Raw genomic sequence first — 17235 nt, forward strand, 5'->3', positions numbered from 1 at the left:
ATTCAATTTAAATTAGTGTAATTATATATTGCAATATTACGATATTGATAATTAAAAAAAAGTGCTACAGACAGCAGCTATTTACTTTTACTTCCTGGTTGAAAAACGTATTGAAATTGCGCTGCACCGACTTCCATACCGCTTCGTCAATACAATAGCAAACAGACTTTCCTTCAATAGTGCCCTGAATAATACCTGTAGCTTTGAGTTCCTTTAGATGCTGCGAAATGGTTGCCTGGGCAAGTCCCAGTTCATCCACAAGATCATTGCAGATACAAGCTTTCTTATCTATAATGTACTGAAGTATGGCAATCCTAGCAGGATGGCCCAATACTTTGAACGCTGAAGCCACTTTATTCTGCTCGTCCGTAAAAATCTCTGTCTTGGTAAGTCCCATAGTGAAGCTTATTTAATATTGCAATATTACGATATTAATAGGTGAAATACAAACTGATATAAAAAATGTCACTTAATTCGGTTCGCTCGGTTTTGCCATTATTTCGCCAAAATATTCAAAAAAAGAGGTCCGCAAGGTATTTCAACCCAAAAGTACTGGCTCATTTTTTTTCTTGTGGTATCTCTTCTACCAGAATTTCATTTCCGGCCGCATCGTAATACGCGCAGGTCATTTTGTCGAGAAAGACCGTCCATTTTTCGATACCGCATGTCGCACACATCGCTATAAAAGTGGCGTAATCTGTTTTGCCCTGTTGATGTTCTTTTAGCGCTTTCTTAAAATGTTCCGCATCGACAGTAAGACCAAGGGTTAATGGCTCATGGCTAGCTGCTGAGCTGGTTTTGAAATGATTATCCCCATAATAATCGGAATGGCCATCCGCAACAAAAACGTCGTAAGCGGTAACACCCAATTTTTTGATGTCCCGGATATAGGCCGGGAAGTCCGCGCCTGATTTTACCCTGCTATGAGCAGCCTTTAGTTGTGCTATTGTAAACATGTTTTCTTAATTGTGTGCGTTAAAGACCTGTGAAATATACTCCCATTCAGTTGTGAAGTAATGAAACAAAAGCATCAAATCGCCAAAACGGTGTTGTTGAGGTTATGTTATTTTTTAGTAACTTGATCGAACTAAAGATAAGGAAAACAGACTTAAAATAATGCTTGAACAGTTTAAAAAACACCTGGATAAATTTATAAAAATTTCCGATGATGAATTTGTCGATATCACCCAATATGTTGAGCTGCAACGCTTAAAGAAGAAAGAAAACATACTGACCGAAGGACAGATCTGCAAAGCCAATTATTTTGTGCTGGACGGAATTCTGCGAAAATTTTTCATTAACGAAAAGGGGGTGCAGCAGACCACTGAATTTGCGATCGAGAACTGGTGGATGACAGAGACCTTCTCTTATATCAATCAGACAGCCACAGAGTTTTACATCCAGGCCGTACATCCAACGCAGCTTCTGGTCATTCGCCAGCAAGCCTATGATGAACTGCTCGAGAAGCATCCGGCCCTGGAAAAGTATTTTCGCATGGTGTACCAAAAAGCGTATGCCGCAGCGCAGATGCGTATCAAGTTCCTTTATGAATACTCTAGGGAAGAGCTATACCTTCATTTTCTCAAAGACCAGCCGGCCTTTCTCCAGCGCGTACCGCAATATCTTGTGGCGTCCTATCTGGGCTTTACTCCCGAATATCTCAGCGAAATACGCAAAAAAAATCTTTCTTAAACCCGTTTAAGTTTTTCCGGCTTTTCATTTCCCAATTTTGTAGAAGCAAAACAAAAAATAAGAAACATGGAAAAACGAATCAACATCAGTACGTCAGAACCACAGGGCTATAAAGCCATGTTGGGATTGGAAGGTTATCTTTCCAAAATTGACATTTCAAAAACGCTTAAAGAGCTCGTCAAAATTCGTGCATCACAGATCAACAACTGTGCATACTGTATCAACATGCACACCAAGGATGCCATTAAAAACGGTGAAAGACCAGAGCGTATCTTTATATTGAGTGCCTGGCGGGAGGCGACCAAATTTTTTACCGAAGAGGAGCAGGCCATACTGGCAATGACAGAGGAAATAACCCTTATACACCAGCAGGGATTAACTGAAGAAACCTACAGCAAGGCGGTTCAGTTTTTTACTGAGAACCAGATCGCTCAAATCATTATGCTCATCGTAACCATCAATGCCTGGAACCGTATTGCCGTAAGTACGCATCTGCAAATAGAAGATTAATGATCAGAAAAACAGGGAGCTGTCGCAATAAAAGAGAAGTATTGCTTTAGCTCCCTTTATTTAAATCACAGCGGTATTCAGTTCCCAGTCCTCAAAATGAATCTTGCCGGCATGGTATGCTCCGGCAGGTACAAGCAATGATTTAGGAACAACAAGATGCATATATTTGCTGTCCTCGTCGGAAACTACCCTTATGTGCTTCCCGGTGATCGCGATATATTTCGCGACAAAATCGTCCATATTGGCCTTTATGGGCCCCGCAATCTCGACCGTACCATTTTTAGGCTCCTCGAGTGCAAACTGCACAATGTAGTCTGTGACATCTTCTACGGCAATGGGCTGGTAGTCGATCTTGGAAACAAATACCTCGTCTCCCTGGCCCTGCACGGCAATGATGGCATCGGTATGCTCATAAAATTGTGTCGAACGAATGATGGTATAAGGTATTCCGGACTGCTTGATATTGTCTTCCTGATATTTCTTGGCGCGAAGATAGCCGATCTCTGGCGCGTCGTCCGTTCCGACAATGGAAAGTACGAGGTGATGCCTGATGTTTGCAGCCAGCTCTGCTGTTACCAGATGCTTTCCTGCGGTCTTAAAAAAGTGGATGGCATTTTCTTCTTCCGGAGAGGAGGAATTGGAGAGATCGATCACGATCGCTGTATTTTCCAGCGCCTGGGAGAGACCTTCTCCCGTCATGAGATCCACGCCATGTGATGGCGAACCAATGACCACCTGATGACCAAGGTTGGCCAGTTTTTTTGTGACCAGCCTTCCAGTAAGACCCGTACCACCGATTACTAAGATTTTCATAGCTGAGCGATTTAAATTTACAACTTATTTATACTGCAAAATTGATCAAAAAATGAACGCCGGTAAACTGACAAACAAAGGTAAAAGGTGGACAAAAAAAGAAGCCGTGTTTGAGTTGAATAGTATAAGGTTGTCTAATCCAGTTCCGCATTGGAACGTAGTGTCTTTCTGTAATCGCCCGGGGATAGCCCAGTTTTTTTTGTGAAAAGCCGGATAAAGTACTTGGTGTCTTTATAGCCTAGCTGCACCGCAATTTCTTTAATACTTAATCGCGAATAATAGAGGAGGCGCTGTGCTTCGCTCAATATTTCCTTCTGGATCAATGCGGATGCGGATAAGCCCGTAACCATTTTAACAACATCGTTTAGGTGGGCCACGGAGATGTTTAACTGCTGGGCATAGTCCGATGGACGTTTAAGGTTGCGGTAATTGCCCCTGACAAGATTTCTGAATGCGTTGGCTATACTCATAACCCGTGGGCTATGACTGATGGAGCCGGTGGCCAATTTGCGATCGTGACAAATTACCGCCTGGGCTATAAAAGCTGAAAGCAAGGGTTGCTGCACTTCCTGATAGGAAGTATTGTTTATGCTGTGCAAATTTATTAGCGAATCGAGCACGGACGTAAACCATTGTTGCTCGGGCGCTGAGAGGGTCAATATAATGGTTTCATGTAAAGCTGCATCAAGAATGTCCTTGGCTGAGCGGGTTGTATGACGGCCTTCGAACGACATGTAATAACCCGATGCCTCTAATGTGCTGGTGATCTGATGAACCTGATGCGGCGGGCAGATAAAAAGTGTTCCCGCAGGCATGGTGAGCGGTTCAAAATCAAATAGGACTTCCAGCTGACCAGCCTCCACAAACATGCAGGTATAGTGGTCGTGCCGATGCGGATCTAGCGCTTCTAAGATGCCCGGAGTGGTACCATCCCATAGCCCAACAGCCATACTGCTGCTGGAATCCATGCTGTTCACTAAAATAGGATCTCTTTTTGGCATGCGTCGCAATTTTAAATTCAAATGTAGTTCATATCCTTTAATAATTACGAGCGATGGGATTTTATGTGATGTAATCTCGTATAAACTTATGCGTTTAATTTTGAGTAGACCACGGTATCGAGAAATTTGCCGTTATAATATTCATTTTCTTTGAAATAAGCTTCTCTTACAAAACCGCATTTTTCGAGTACTGCGCAGGAAGCTATATTCTCCGGATCGACTAACGCTTCGATGGAATGAAGTCCCATCGCTTCAAAGCCGTAGTTAACTACCGCCGCAATTGCTTCAGTGACATAGCCCTTCCCCTGAAACTCCGGAAGCAGCATATAGCCAATCTCTGCGCGATAATGCTCAGGTTTAAGGTAGTAAAAGCCTATTGTGCCAATCAGGGTAGGGTCACCCTTGATGCTGATCTTCCAATTGATCATTTCATTGCTGGCTATTTTCTCATCCGTCAGGCGAAGGAACTCGGCGATCTCGTCTGGCGAAGTTGCCACAGGGCGCGGAATGTACTTCATGATCTGTTCGTCAGAACGCAAGCGGTAGAGCTGCGGTATATCCGTTGCATCTGCCCGCCTGAGGGTTAGCCTTTCGGTGTGTAGCGCAGGAAATGAGGAGAAATTCAGTGTTAACATGGCTAGTTTATTATAATGTTGTGCTATGCTCTAATACTTTAGACGATAGCTGATTCAACTGCAATGATAATAAAAACAGTATTAAATCCAGCTGTTAATTTAAATTTTAAAATAACTAAGCGGCCTTCTGGGCTTCTTTTTTTGAAGGCAAGCCCCTTAAATTGCTGCCGTCACTCGAACTGATTTTGAAATACTCAATTAACGATAGCATCGATAAAACGGCTATTAACTGCAGCGCCAAACTAAAATCGCGCATCTGATAAACCGTATCCTGGTAGTAACTGCTTGCCAGGTGCAGCGTTACTGCGCCTAGCGCGATACCCATACCGAGCGCCATTTGCTGCGCCGTATTGTACAGGGTATTGGCATTGCTCATCTTTTCATTCGGTACGTCAGCGTAAGCCAACGTGTTGAGACTCGTAAATTGAAGCGAGCGTGTCAGTCCGGAAAAAAAGAATACGATGGCCACCAGCCAAATCGGTGTCTGTATGGATAGCAGCGAGAGCCCGGCAGTGACGAGCGTCAGGATAATACCATTGCCGATTAAGACTTTTCGGAAATCATATTTCCGTGTGATCCACATGGCTACAGGCTTCATGCTCATACTGCCCAGCATGTTGGCCATGTAGAGCAGACCGGCATGGAATGGGCTCAGTCCAAAACCGAGCTGCAACATCAGGGGCAATATAAAGGGCGCCACATTGATCACCATCCGCGTGATCGAACCCGAATACACCGTAATCCGGAAGGTCTTTACTTTAAGGATACTGTAATCGATCAGCGGATATTTGATGCGTCTGGAGTGCCATACGGCGACGGCCATAAGCGCAAAACTTGCAACAATGGTCACAAGCGGTTTTGTATAATTGCCGTTGGCAGCACCGATCATTTCGGTCCCCAGCATAATGCCGGCAAGACCGATACCGCTGATAAAAAAGCCGACGATATCAAGCGGACGGCTACTTTCTGAATCCATCGCCGGGATAAATTGATGCACTGCCCACAGCGCAAATACGCCGACGGGTACATTGATAAAGAAAATCCAATGCCAGGTAAAATAGGTAGTGAAAAATCCGCCCAGTACAGGACCAATAATAGGGCCTAATAGTCCGGCCCAGGCAATATAACCGATCGCTTCAACCAGATCTTTCTTTTGGGTGTGCTTTAGTACGATGAGACGTCCCACAGGCACCATCAGTGCGCCGGCAGTACCTTGGCAGATGCGTGCCAGGACAAAGGCTGTTAAGCTGGTACTGAGCCCACAGGCGATCGACGACAGGATAAACCCTATAATCGCCATATTGAACACTTTTTTTGCGCCATAGCGGTCCGCAATCCAGCCACTGATCGGAATAAATACAGCCAACATAACGGTATAAGACGTAATACCAGCGCTGAGGTGCACTACATTTGTCTCAAAATCATGAGCCATTTTGGGTAAGGCCGTGGATATCGCTGTGGTGTCGAGCATCTCCATAAGCAGCGTTCCCCCGACAATGAGCGATATGATGCGTGATTCTTTCTTCATTTTGCTCTTCTTCAATCCCGAACGGGAAATATTTGCCACAAAAGTAAGCGTATCGCATCAAAGAAAAGTCATGTAAAGGCTATTTTTACCCGATAGTAATGGGGTTGCTTTCTCGCAGCAATCGGTTGGAAGGAATTTGGATTTTAGATTTTTTCAATGATTTTTGATATTTATTAAAAAAAGTTTAAATTTATGTCACTTTACTATTACTAATCTATCTGTAGACTTGAAAACAATATCGATCACTAGTGAAGAGGATCTGTTACAGAAATTACGGCGTGGCGATAGGGAAGCATTTAAAGAACTTTACGATTTATACCACCGCCGTTTAACCTTAAAGCTTGTTTACCTGCTCAAATCCGAGGAGTTAGCACAGGATGTGCTTCAGGATATTTTTGTGAAAATATGGGAAATCCGTGAAACCATAGACCCCAGCGGTAACTTCGGAGGCCTATTGTATAAAATGGCTGCTAATTTGGCGAAAAATGTTTTTCGTAAAAGCATCTATGATCAGCTCATGCGCAGCGAGTTTGCCAAAAACGACAGCTATTCACCTTTTGAGGATCTGGACGATGCATCCAACGCAAAGACCATTTTAAATATCGCCCTCGACAGGTTAACGCCTAGGCAACGCGAGGTGTACTGCCTGCACAAGATTGAAGGGATGAGTTACCGCGAAATAAGCAAGCTGTTAAGCATCAGTGATTCGGCCATTAACCATCACATCCAGCAAGCCAATAAGCAGCTTAAAGAGCTGTTGAAAACAGATCGTTTATTAATCATGCTATTGATTTCCTTTTTTAATAGCTTTTAATGTTGTAAACCTAAGTTTTTGCGGATGATAACGTTATAATTATCTATAATGTGGAGCTCTGTTAATCTTTTATAGCGCTAAAAACCCTCAATTTTACGTTTTCTTTTAATTTTTTTAAAATATTTTCATTTCGGGGTGCTATTTTTCCTTTTTGGCGTGTATTCATTGTATAAAGGCCCTAGAATAGGGGGCTAAAAATAACAAGCACACCAAAAATGAGAAACCTATTTCTGAAATATCTTAACAATACAATCAGTGCAGACGAACTAAAGACCCTCTGCCACTATTGTCAGTTAGATGAAAATGATGCAGAAATTGATGTCCTTATCAAGGAATATTTCCAAACGGAATCTTCTGCGGATGATGCAGTAGTCTACCGCAATTTGGAAAAACAACGCGAGGACTCCTGGGAAAGCATAGAAAAACGGCTGAAAGTTGACCGGGCACCAAAGCGGCTGACGCGTTCCTTCACGTTTAAATTGAGTATTGCCGCCAGCGTATTGATTTTGGGTTCTTTTTCTTTTTACATGATGGGCCGGCTAAAACCGGACAAAACACAAGTAATCGAACTGCAGGACCTGCAGTCGAATCGGCAGCAGGCAAAACTTATTGTTTCGGATGGCACCGTTTACGATTTGAATGGAAAAAATCACGAGGTGATTTCCGATGAGAGCGGTATACGCTATAAAAATGGGGATACGCTTGCCAAGGTAACTTCAAGCAAATTGGTGACGTTATTGACGCCTAGAGGCGGGAACTATACGCTGACACTGGAAGATGGTACGCGTGTATGGTTAAACGCGCTGTCGTCCTTAAGATACCCTATATCCTTCAATGGTGTAAAGGAACGCGTCGTCGAACTGCAGGGTGAAGCTTATTTTGAAGTTGCCCACAATAGCAAACAGCCCTTTATCGTCAATACCGCCATACAGAAAGTGAAGGTGCTGGGCACATCATTTAACATCAATGCCTACGCAAATGAAAATAGGACCATTACGACCTTAGTAACTGGGCGTGTTCAAATCAACGATAAATCGGATCGTAAATTACAGGTGTTGGCCCCGCTGCAGCAAGCGAGCAACAACGGCACATCGGTAGCGGTGGAAGATGTGGATACTGATCTTTACACGGCATGGAAAGAAGGTACGTTCAGGTTCCGGTCAACCCCTTTGCCCGATGCACTGCGGCAGATTGAGCGTTGGTACGATCTGGAAATTGATTATAAAGATATCCCCGAAAATATTAAAATACATGCTTCGATTTCTCGGGATAGCAATCTCTCAACCGTATTACATGCATTGGAAAAGATTACAGGTTTAAAGTTTAATGTAAAGGGAAGGAGTGTGCATATGATGAAATAAAGGACTATACATTTTGAATCGGTTCTTGAAAAAATTGTTGATGGTGTGGGGACACCACCAACATATAGATCCGATATCTGACGACATTGAAACAACTATCAAAAATCTAATCATTACAAAATTATGAATTATTTCCTTTTCCACAAGGGTAAGGGGAGCTGTGTATTGCCTCGGAGGTATGATCAACTAGCCATTCCATATACATTTCCAAGATTTATCACGAAAACACTGTTTATATTCATCCTATTAATGAGCGGGCTATGCGCATCATATGCGCAGACGGTGTCGCTCAATTTAAAAAATGCCTCATTTGTAGTGGCTACAGAAACGATCAGTAAACAGACAAGATATGATTTCTCTTATAATGATCAGATCTTGAAAAAAGCAAAGCCGGTCACCTTAAAGGTCGTCAACGAACCTTTGCAGGATGTCTTAAAAAAACTATTCGCGCAGCAGCCCTTAAGTTATGAGATCAAAGACCGGATGATCATTATTTTTGACAAAATTCCAACTGTTCCAAAGCGCAGTGGGTCCGTCTTATCGGTCACGCCGATCAATGGTCGGGTAACCAATGAATCGGGCAATCCATTGATTGGAGCCACCATCAAAGTCAAGAATGAGGCGTTTTCTACACGAACGGATAAGTCTGGCAACTTTGTGATTCCGGCCGAATATGTAAACGCTATACTGGAAATACACCATTTGGGCTATGCCAAGCTGGAAGTGAATGCGCAGCGTGCCCGAACGGTGGCGTTGCAAATGACGGCCGCCAAGTTGGATGAAGTCAACGTTGTGGTCAATACGGGTTATCAAAAAATTGATAAACGGCACCTCACCAGTGCGGTGACAACGCTAAAAATGGATGATATCCTTACGCCGGGCGTCAATACCATTGACAAGCTGCTGGAAGGAAGGGTACCCGGTTTGGTCCTTATGCAAAACTCGGGTCAGGTGGGGGCCGCACCGAAATTGAGAATACGCGGAACATCAACAATCTTGGGCAATAGGGAGCCCTTGTGGGTGCTCGACGGTATAGTATTGACAGATCCCGTCAATGTGGACCCCCAGCAGATCAATGACCTCGATTTTGTTAACTTACTCGGAAATGCGATTGCAGGTTTGAATCCGGAGGATATCGAACAGATTGATGTCCTTAAAGATGCATCCGCTACAGCATTGTATGGCGCCAAGGCAGGTAATGGTGTTATTGTCATTACCACAAAGAAGGGAAAGCCCGGAAAACCGACCATTAGCTATTCAACTGCTGCAACCTATACCAGAAGACCGCGCTATTCGGACCGAAATATGTATATGATGAACTCGCAGGAGCGCATGGATGTGTCGCGAGAGATGATTGACCGTGGTATGCACTATAACAATGTAACCCAATGGGCAGGCTATGAAAAAGCGCTTCAGGATTATTATCAAGGATATATTGATTATACGGAGTTTAAACAGCAGAGTGATTATTATGCCAATATCAATACAGATTGGCTTGGTCTGCTGACCAATGATGCTTATTCACACAATCATACGCTAAGTCTCTCCGGGGGGGCGCAGGATGTGAGATATTATTCATCCATCGGCTATCTGGACGAACGCGGCGTCATTAAAGGCGAGGGAGCAAAACGTTACTCGGCGATGATGAACCTCACGGCGGATTATAAAAAGTTCATGGCGCAGATTTCTTTTAATGGAAATTATTCAAAAAGGAACTATTCACCCACGGACTTAGGGGTAATGAACTATGCGTATAATACAAGCCGAACGGTGCCAGCCTATAATCCGGACGGAAGCCTGTTCTTTTATCCACGGACCGATGGTTCTTTGATCTATAACTACAATATACTGAAAGAACAGGAAAATAGCGGCGATGCGACCGACCTCATGGCAGCCAACATCAAGGCTTTCCTAAAGTATAAGATGTTACGTGGGCTGGATGTAGAAGGAACATTTGCCTATGGTATCAGCAGCAATAACAGGGAGCTATATTATACCAAAGACACGTACTATATCCATAAACTGCGCGCTGATCGATCTTTTCGTAATGACCTGAGCCCTGTTGGTGGCGAGCTGCAGCGCAGCGAGTCGCGCAACCATAACTATACGGCACGCCTGCAGGCCAATTATGTCACATCGTTGGGAGCGGAAAAAAAACATCTCTTATCCGCGACGTCTGGTATAGAGATAAAGTCCAATGAATACAATGAATTTGATATCACCCGGAGAGGATATTTTAGGGAAATGGGCGGATATTTTGATATTGTACCTACAGAGTATACCGCCTATTATCAGCGCTGGATGACCACAAAACCAGCATTGGGCTACTACGGTAGGCAGTTGACCAATGAGTTAGCTTGGTATGGCACTGCAGGATACTCCTGGAACGACCGCTATATCTTCAATGTGCATGTCCGCGGTGAACAGTCGAACCTATTCGGAAGACGGTCTAACAACAAATTTATGCCCATATGGGCGCTTTCCGGAAGGTGGAACATGAAACAAGATCTGCTCAGTAAGGTCGAGTGGGTCAATGATCTTGCCATGAAGGCCTCCTGGGGATGGCAGGGCAATATGCTTCCGGGGCAGTCTGCTTACATGATCATCCGGCAGTCTTTAAATACCGATCCCTATTACAATTCGACATTTTCCAATATTGTAAATTATCCAAATCCTGATTTGAAATGGGAGCGTACCTCGTCGTCCAATGTCGGTGTGGATTTCGCCCTTTTTGGGAATAAAGTAAAGGGAACGTTATCCTACTTTTACAAGAAAACGAAAGATGCATTCTTGAATAAAACAGTATCGGAGATCAACGGATTACAGTCTTATGTCATCAATAGTGGTACCCTCGAAAATAAAGGGGTCGAGGTGGCATTGAGCATAACGGCTATCGACAATGCTGGCCTCGACAAGTCGCGCCGCGGTTTTGTATGGCGGTTTGACCCACAGTTGGGGCAGGTGCTCAACAAGGTACTAAACCGGGCCATAAACAACCGGAATAATGTGCTCATCGACAATCTGACTTATAATAATTTTCTGAATGGAAGTGTGCAACTGGCGGGTAAGCCCATCAATACATTTTACTCCTATAAGTTTAAAGGGCTGAGTGCTGTGGATGGATCCCCAATTTTCTATGGAACGGAAGCTGAACAGGCCGCTGCGTACCAGGAGAAATACTCCCAAATGGAAAAAGAAGATGTATACCTCGAAGTATTGGATGAGTCGGGGCGTCGTGAACCGTTTATACAGGGAGGACTATCGAATTACTTTGGCTGGCGCAACTTTGGATTCTCGTTCAATCTGAGCTATTCCTTAGGAAACAAAATCCGTTTAATGAAAATTGCTTCGGGTTATGCATCCACCAATGTCTATCCGCAACAGAACATGCGTAAAGAGTTTGTCAGAAGGTGGCGCCAACCGGGTGACGAAGCCTATACCGATATCCCTGGCCTGCAGGCTTCCAACAACATCAACATGTCTTGGTGGCAAATGTATCCAGCAACTGAATATAATCTAGGCGGCAGTGCTTATGAGATGTATGATAACTCGGATGTACGCCTGGTAAGCGCAGATCATCTAAAGTTGCAGTCGGCCTCGTTGCGATACAATTTTGCGGAGAAACTGACCAAAAAACTCGGTCTGAGCGCTGCTTATGTCAGTATTACCGGCACCAATCTGTTTATGCTCAGCAGTAAAAAACTCAAAGGCCAAGATCCGACACAGTCTGGTTCTACACCTAATATTAATCTTTCAGTAAGGCCTACCTTTTCGGGAAGCCTTAATGTATCCTTTTAAATGGAGTCTATTATGAAATTTATGTATTTGATTTTACCATTGGTTTGCCTCACAGCTTCATGTGGCAAATTCTTGGAAGAGTACTCAACAGATCAGAAATATGTCGAAACCACAGCAGATCTTAAGAGTCTGATGATCGGCGAGGCCTATATCAATAACCTGACATTTTCGATCTATGATCAGGCAACCATGGGAACATTAACCGCAGAGACGGGCATTACGGCGCCGTGGTTACACGTAATGGATGATGACAGTGAACCTTTTTTAGTCGATTATGTGGCGACCGATCAATTGACGCCATTTTATATGTTATCGGGTTTTCACAATTGGAGTCAGGAACCTGCACGCAGTATCCTTAACATGGAATGGACAGACGTGTTTTGGCGAAAGATCTACAAACGCATCGGTGCGCTGAATGCCATTCTCTTTCAGGCGGCAAGCCTAGCGGAAAAGACGCCCGGTGATGATGAACTGAAGCACCTGCGCGGTGAAGCTTATTTTCTGCGGGCTTATTATTACTTCCTGTTGCAAAATACGTATGGTTCACCGTATCGCAAGTCCACCGCTGCTGCAGACGAAGGGGTGCCCCTAAAGGTCAGTGAAAAGGTAGAAGACCATTATTTTAAACGCGATAAGAATGAAGCGATTTATAAACAGATGGTAGCAGATCTCGAACAAGCTGCAAACTACCTCAGCAATTATAATCCTGTTTCCAAATTACAGGTGGGCATTGCGGCTGTTAAAATCTTACAGAGCAGGGTGTATCTTTATATGGAAGAGTACGATAAGGTAGTCGCTTCGCTGGATGGCTTCGAATCGTTGGGATATGCGGTGTCTGACCTGAATCAATATGTGCAAAATTCCAGTTTTAGCGCCCGCAGTTCCAGTGAGACGGTGTTTACCATGGGTACAAATATGATTCCTACGGTTTTTTTAAACGATTCGATGGGTGCGTATGGCGGCAATGACCGCCGTGCATCGGCCTTCAAAAGTTCAGATAACCTGATGGAAACCTATGCGCAGGAGGATTTAAGACCAGCAGCTTTCTTTATGCGTTCCACAAAGAACAAAGCCTGGTTACCGGCCAAATACCGTACATGGAAAACCTATAATGATCCTGAACAGGTGTCTTGTCTTTTTTCTTTCCGTGCAGCTGAAGTTCTATTGAACCGGGCCGAGGCGATGGCGATGCTAGGCTCAGATGCGCAGGCACGAAATGAGCTCCAAAGCCTCCGTCAAAAGCGCTTAAAAAACGCAACCGCAGCAGTGATACCGCAGTCTAACGCCGCGCTGGTCGATTTTATTAGGCAGGAACGCCGCCGTGAGCTGTGCTTTGAAGGCCACCGTTGGTTCGACCTGAGACGATATGCAGTCAACTCCAGGTATCCGCTGCCAGCTTCATTTACCATTAAACACCCGGCATACAATTACGATGCGCAATCCAATGCGTATACACGCGCAGGGTATTATGTGCTCCAAGGTGTTCAGCAGGATGCTCCTTGTTGGCAGGTGCCTATACCGAAGTATGCTATAGAGTTTAACCGGGGTGAGCTAACCAATCCTGTGCGCCCGGTACGTGCTGTTCAACCCTTGTAATTCCGTCTTTATGAAAAATATACTTTATATGATTTCGCTCATCGTTCTTGCGCTGACAGGGGGATGCAGCAAAGAGGAGACCACCGCTTTTAACGACTATGACAAAAATTGGTTGGTGGTAGAAGATGATGCCAATGATGCTTCGACCCATGCAAGATACCTTTTCTTTAAAGAAACGGGAATACCGGTATTTGCAAATGACACGATTGGCACACAGCAGCGCATCGATGTTTTCGGAAAGGAGTATACCCATTATGAAAAGCTATCCATGAGTTATTCGCTGGGTGGGGTGCAGACTGGGGCTCCGCCGCTGGTACAGTCATTTACCTATTGTAATAAAGCCGATGTGGCCACTGCGCTTACCTTTCTCAGGGATGAAATTATTCCTGTGTTACCCGAAGGAGTGCATGTTCCCAGTATTCTCTTGGTGGATAATATGACCAGCAATGCTTTTGGATCCTATGCTTTTAAGGGGTTCAATACCGTAGTGATCGCGCAGGTATCTAAAATTACGGGTATGGATGCGGCGACAAGGGCCAATTACAAAGCGGCAATTTTAAGGGCCTTACTGACCAATACCATTCTGGATAGCAGATTCAACAGCTTGCTGGACAAATTTTATGCCGTATCCAGAAAATATGTGCCCAACATGGATGCCTATGGCCTCTATATCTATTCATTAAACGCCACCAACGTGAAAGGACTTCCTGATGGCGTGCCCATCACTACACAAGCAATAGGCTTTTTGAATACTGATCCCCGAAATCCCTATTATACACCCATATCGACATGGATGGATGTGTGTATGTACCTCGAGGCGGCTGTGGCAAATACACAAGCACAGTTTAAACAGAAATATGGCGACAATCAGCGCATTATGGATAAGTATGCCATCATACGCCAGATATTCGAACAGATAAATTTTAAAATACAATAAGCCAATACGTAGTAAATAAAACAATTGTTTAGCAATTTTTAAAAATGAACAAAAAAACAAATAAAATGAGAAACATCGTAATGTTAATGTTGGGTGTTACACTTTCGACATCGCTTGCTGCGCAGACGACAATAGGGGGAAAGTTTAGTAAAATATTGCCGAATGGTGTAGATGTCGATCGGGTATTTTTCTCCAAACCGGACGATGGGGGGCTAATGACGGTGGAAGAAATGCTAAAATCAAAGACTGATCAGACCTTTCAGGCAGCGCTTAAACCGGCAGACCTGAATGTGATCCGGTATGTTGGCGTGTTCGAGGAGCAATATCCCGTTTACCTAAAGCCCGGTGAAAAGTTAACGATAGAAGCCGGTGATGGTAAAATAAATTATTCGGGCAACTTGAGCAAAGAAAATCAGGTTTTTGCAGCTTGGTATAAGCTTATTGCACCGTTAAGAAATTACGGCTATACAAAAAAAGGGTATACGCTACCTCCTGATGGCTATGTTTCTCTGCTTGATTCATTGGAGAAACCGGTACAGGATTTTGTGAAAAATATTCGTACAGGCAACGATAGCTTCGATAAGCAAGTCAAATATTTACTTCCCTACAGTTACAAGTTTGACGTATTGATGCCCTTGGCTACAGGTCTTTCCTTTAGATCCAAAAACGAATATCCTGCCCAGGTAGCTCAATTGGTCCAAGAAGAAAAATATGCCGATGCAAATCTATGGTCGCTGCCCATGGCATATCATTATATGATCAATTTAAGTTTTGTAAAATACATTCTTTATGATAATAAGCAAGGAATTGCAGCTGAGATGCTCGTTCCGGAAATTACAGATAACCCACTTCGGGCCAACTTTGTGTTGGCACATGCGCAACGCGGGACGACTCAAAGTCTCGTCAAGTTTTTGGAGGGGAATAGTAAATATATGATGAATGATAAGCAGAAAAAGGAATTGGCGCTGTTGCTTCGTCGTGCCAACTTGCAGGTTGCCGGCGGATCGTGGATTGATTTTTCTTACCCTGATGTCAATGGGAAGATGCACAGTCTTTCCGAAAACCTTGGAAAGGTCGTGTTGCTGGATCTATGGGCAACCTGGTGCGCCCCTTGTCTGGCGGAGGTGCCGGCACTTGAAAAATTAGAGAAAGAATTTCAGGGAAAAGATGTTGTTTTTATTAGTTTATCGTTGGATACGGACAAGGCTAAATGGCAGAATATGGTCAAACAAAAGCAACTGTCTGGTGTTCAGCTTTTTTCAAACAGTGAGCCGCGCTTTATGCAGGATTATGAAGTTACTGAAATTCCGCGTTACATTGTGTTTGACAAGAACGGTAAAACGGTCAATTTCAATGCGCCGAGGCCTTCTGATCCAAAATTGAAAACACTAATCGAGTCAAATCTTTAAAATTATCTTTACCGAAATAAAATGACTAAAATGTATACAGCGTTTCTATTCACGTGCTGCTTGTTGTGGCAGGTGACAGTATCCGCACAGGGAATTAATTTTGAGCACCTCACCTTAAATGAGGCCATTTCCAAAGCGTCTAATCCTGCAGATCCAAAACTGATTTTGGTCGATTGTTATACGTCCTGGTGCATTCCGTGCATCGAAATGGCTTCAACCGAATTTCCCAAAAAAGTGGCCGGTGATTATTTCAATCCCAAATTTGTATCCGTAAAATTTGATATGGAGAAGGGGGAAGGAAAAGAGATCGCACAAAAGTATAATGTTAAAGCGTACCCGACTTTTCTGCTGCTCAATGCCAAAGGGCAAGAATTGAATAGGGTAGTGGGTAAATCGACAGCGGAGGAGTTTATAGAAAAAGTGACTGTGGCGCTTGATCCTAAAAATTCGCTTCCGGGTATAAAAGCTGCTTATGAGGGAAAAAAGAGCATGGAGACCGGGATGCCTTATGCTTTGGCGTTATACCAAAATTCACAGGATCCGGGTCCGGTGCTGGACGAATTATTTGAAAACTCACAGGATTTTGAGCGCTTTAGCAAAAACTACCTCGAACTGGCCTTGGGCACCACCAAATTTGGCAGTCCGTTTTTTAAGAAATTGATGCTGGAAAAAGTACGGATAGACCAGGCAATAGGTTCGGAAGTGGCCAATAGAATCATCTTTGATAAAGTCAGAAAGGACATGTATTTTATTGCCAATGAAAACGGCGCGCGCTTCAATATAGCTTATACCCCAAAAGAAGTGGAGGAGGTTGCCTATACCCTCGCTCTGTTAAAGTTGGATCCAAGTGTGCCCGAACACCATATGCCCAAGGTGGCACTGTATGTTGCAAATAATGACCTGGATGGCCTGATCCGCTACTACAACCGATACATCGGTCGATTGCGCTCTGATGATGTTTTTAAAGGTATTTTTGATGGTATTCTGTCGAGTAAGCTGAAAAAAGCTACTCCAGAGCAACATGCCGCTATCAAAGCGTATTTTCAGAACCAGGCTAACCGACTCAAAAAGGAATCGATGCAGTATCAAGAATATACTGATAATATTAAATAAACCAGCTCCGCGCAGTTGCTGCGCGGAG

General features: G+C 43.9%; 15 protein-coding genes. 9 read left to right on the forward strand and 6 right to left on the reverse strand.

Annotation, left to right across the window (positions count from 1 at the left end; translation table 11 throughout):
- Positions 1–64 precede the first annotated feature (64 nt).
- Together B2W36_RS12370 and B2W36_RS12375 are read right to left on the reverse strand one after the other, a co-directional pair.
- Positions 65–397 carry an ArsR/SmtB family transcription factor gene (locus B2W36_RS12370; protein WP_293887948.1) on the reverse strand — a complete coding sequence of 111 codons (333 nt, stop codon included), beginning with the start codon at positions 395–397 and terminating at the stop codon, positions 65–67.
- Positions 398–557: 160 nt separating this feature from the next.
- Positions 558–956, reverse strand: a complete 399-nt coding sequence (locus B2W36_RS12375; RefSeq protein WP_293887949.1) for a DUF1398 domain-containing protein — start codon at positions 954–956, stop codon at positions 558–560.
- Positions 957–1116: 160 nt separating this feature from the next.
- Here B2W36_RS12375 and B2W36_RS12380 point away from each other — a divergent pair, with 160 nt between their 5' ends.
- Together B2W36_RS12380 and B2W36_RS12385 are read left to right on the forward strand one after the other, a co-directional pair.
- A complete protein-coding gene (locus B2W36_RS12380; RefSeq protein ID WP_293887950.1) occupies positions 1117–1692 on the forward strand; it encodes a Crp/Fnr family transcriptional regulator in 576 nt (191 codons plus the stop codon).
- A 66-nt stretch (positions 1693–1758) separates the two neighbouring features.
- Positions 1759–2202, forward strand: a complete 444-nt coding sequence (locus B2W36_RS12385; RefSeq protein ID WP_293887951.1) for a carboxymuconolactone decarboxylase family protein — start codon at positions 1759–1761, stop codon at positions 2200–2202.
- A 60-nt stretch (positions 2203–2262) separates the two neighbouring features.
- Here B2W36_RS12385 and B2W36_RS12390 read toward each other — a convergent pair whose 3' ends face one another.
- The 4 genes from B2W36_RS12390 to B2W36_RS12405 form a co-directional block, all read right to left on the reverse strand.
- Entirely contained in the window at positions 2263–3015 is a 753-nt protein-coding gene (locus B2W36_RS12390) for an SDR family oxidoreductase (RefSeq protein ID WP_293887952.1), read from the reverse strand.
- 134 nt (positions 3016–3149) lie between these two features.
- A complete protein-coding gene (locus tag B2W36_RS12395; RefSeq protein ID WP_293887953.1) occupies positions 3150–4016 on the reverse strand; it encodes an AraC family transcriptional regulator in 867 nt (288 codons plus the stop codon).
- Between the two features lie 86 nt (positions 4017–4102).
- The gene (locus tag B2W36_RS12400) at positions 4103–4651 is read right to left on the reverse strand and encodes a GNAT family N-acetyltransferase (protein ID WP_293887954.1); all 549 of its coding nucleotides are present in this window, start codon (positions 4649–4651) and stop codon (positions 4103–4105) included.
- A 115-nt stretch (positions 4652–4766) separates the two neighbouring features.
- Positions 4767–6179, reverse strand: a complete 1413-nt coding sequence (locus tag B2W36_RS12405) for a DHA2 family efflux MFS transporter permease subunit (RefSeq protein WP_293887955.1) — start codon at positions 6177–6179, stop codon at positions 4767–4769.
- A gap of 226 nt (positions 6180–6405) precedes the next feature.
- On the opposite strand from B2W36_RS12405, the gene B2W36_RS12410 reads away from it, so the two are divergent.
- The 7 genes from B2W36_RS12410 (at position 6406) to B2W36_RS12440 (ending at position 17207) form a co-directional block, all read left to right on the forward strand.
- Positions 6406–6993 carry an RNA polymerase sigma factor gene (locus B2W36_RS12410; protein ID WP_293887956.1) on the forward strand — a complete coding sequence of 196 codons (588 nt, stop codon included), beginning with the start codon at positions 6406–6408 and terminating at the stop codon, positions 6991–6993.
- A gap of 215 nt (positions 6994–7208) precedes the next feature.
- Entirely contained in the window at positions 7209–8354 is a 1146-nt protein-coding gene (locus B2W36_RS12415) for a FecR family protein (RefSeq protein WP_293887957.1), read from the forward strand.
- A 123-nt stretch (positions 8355–8477) separates the two neighbouring features.
- On the forward strand, positions 8478–12152 hold the full coding sequence (locus tag B2W36_RS12420) for a SusC/RagA family TonB-linked outer membrane protein (protein ID WP_293887958.1): 3675 nt from the start codon (positions 8478–8480) through the stop codon (positions 12150–12152).
- A gap of 12 nt (positions 12153–12164) precedes the next feature.
- Entirely contained in the window at positions 12165–13748 is a 1584-nt protein-coding gene (locus B2W36_RS12425) for a RagB/SusD family nutrient uptake outer membrane protein (protein WP_293887959.1), read from the forward strand.
- Between the two features lie 10 nt (positions 13749–13758).
- Positions 13759–14685, forward strand: coding sequence for a hypothetical protein (locus B2W36_RS12430; protein WP_293887960.1), 927 nt, complete (start codon positions 13759–13761; stop codon positions 14683–14685).
- Between the two features lie 65 nt (positions 14686–14750).
- On the forward strand, positions 14751–16094 hold the full coding sequence (locus tag B2W36_RS12435; protein ID WP_293887961.1) for a TlpA family protein disulfide reductase: 1344 nt from the start codon (positions 14751–14753) through the stop codon (positions 16092–16094).
- Between the two features lie 30 nt (positions 16095–16124).
- Positions 16125–17207: a thioredoxin family protein gene (locus tag B2W36_RS12440; RefSeq protein WP_293887962.1), complete on the forward strand. Its 1083-nt coding sequence runs from the start codon at positions 16125–16127 to the stop codon at positions 17205–17207.
- Positions 17208–17235 lie beyond the last annotated feature (28 nt).

The organism is Sphingobacterium sp. UBA3549 (genome assembly GCF_002376635.1).
Lineage (GTDB): Bacteria > Bacteroidota > Bacteroidia > Sphingobacteriales > Sphingobacteriaceae > Sphingobacterium.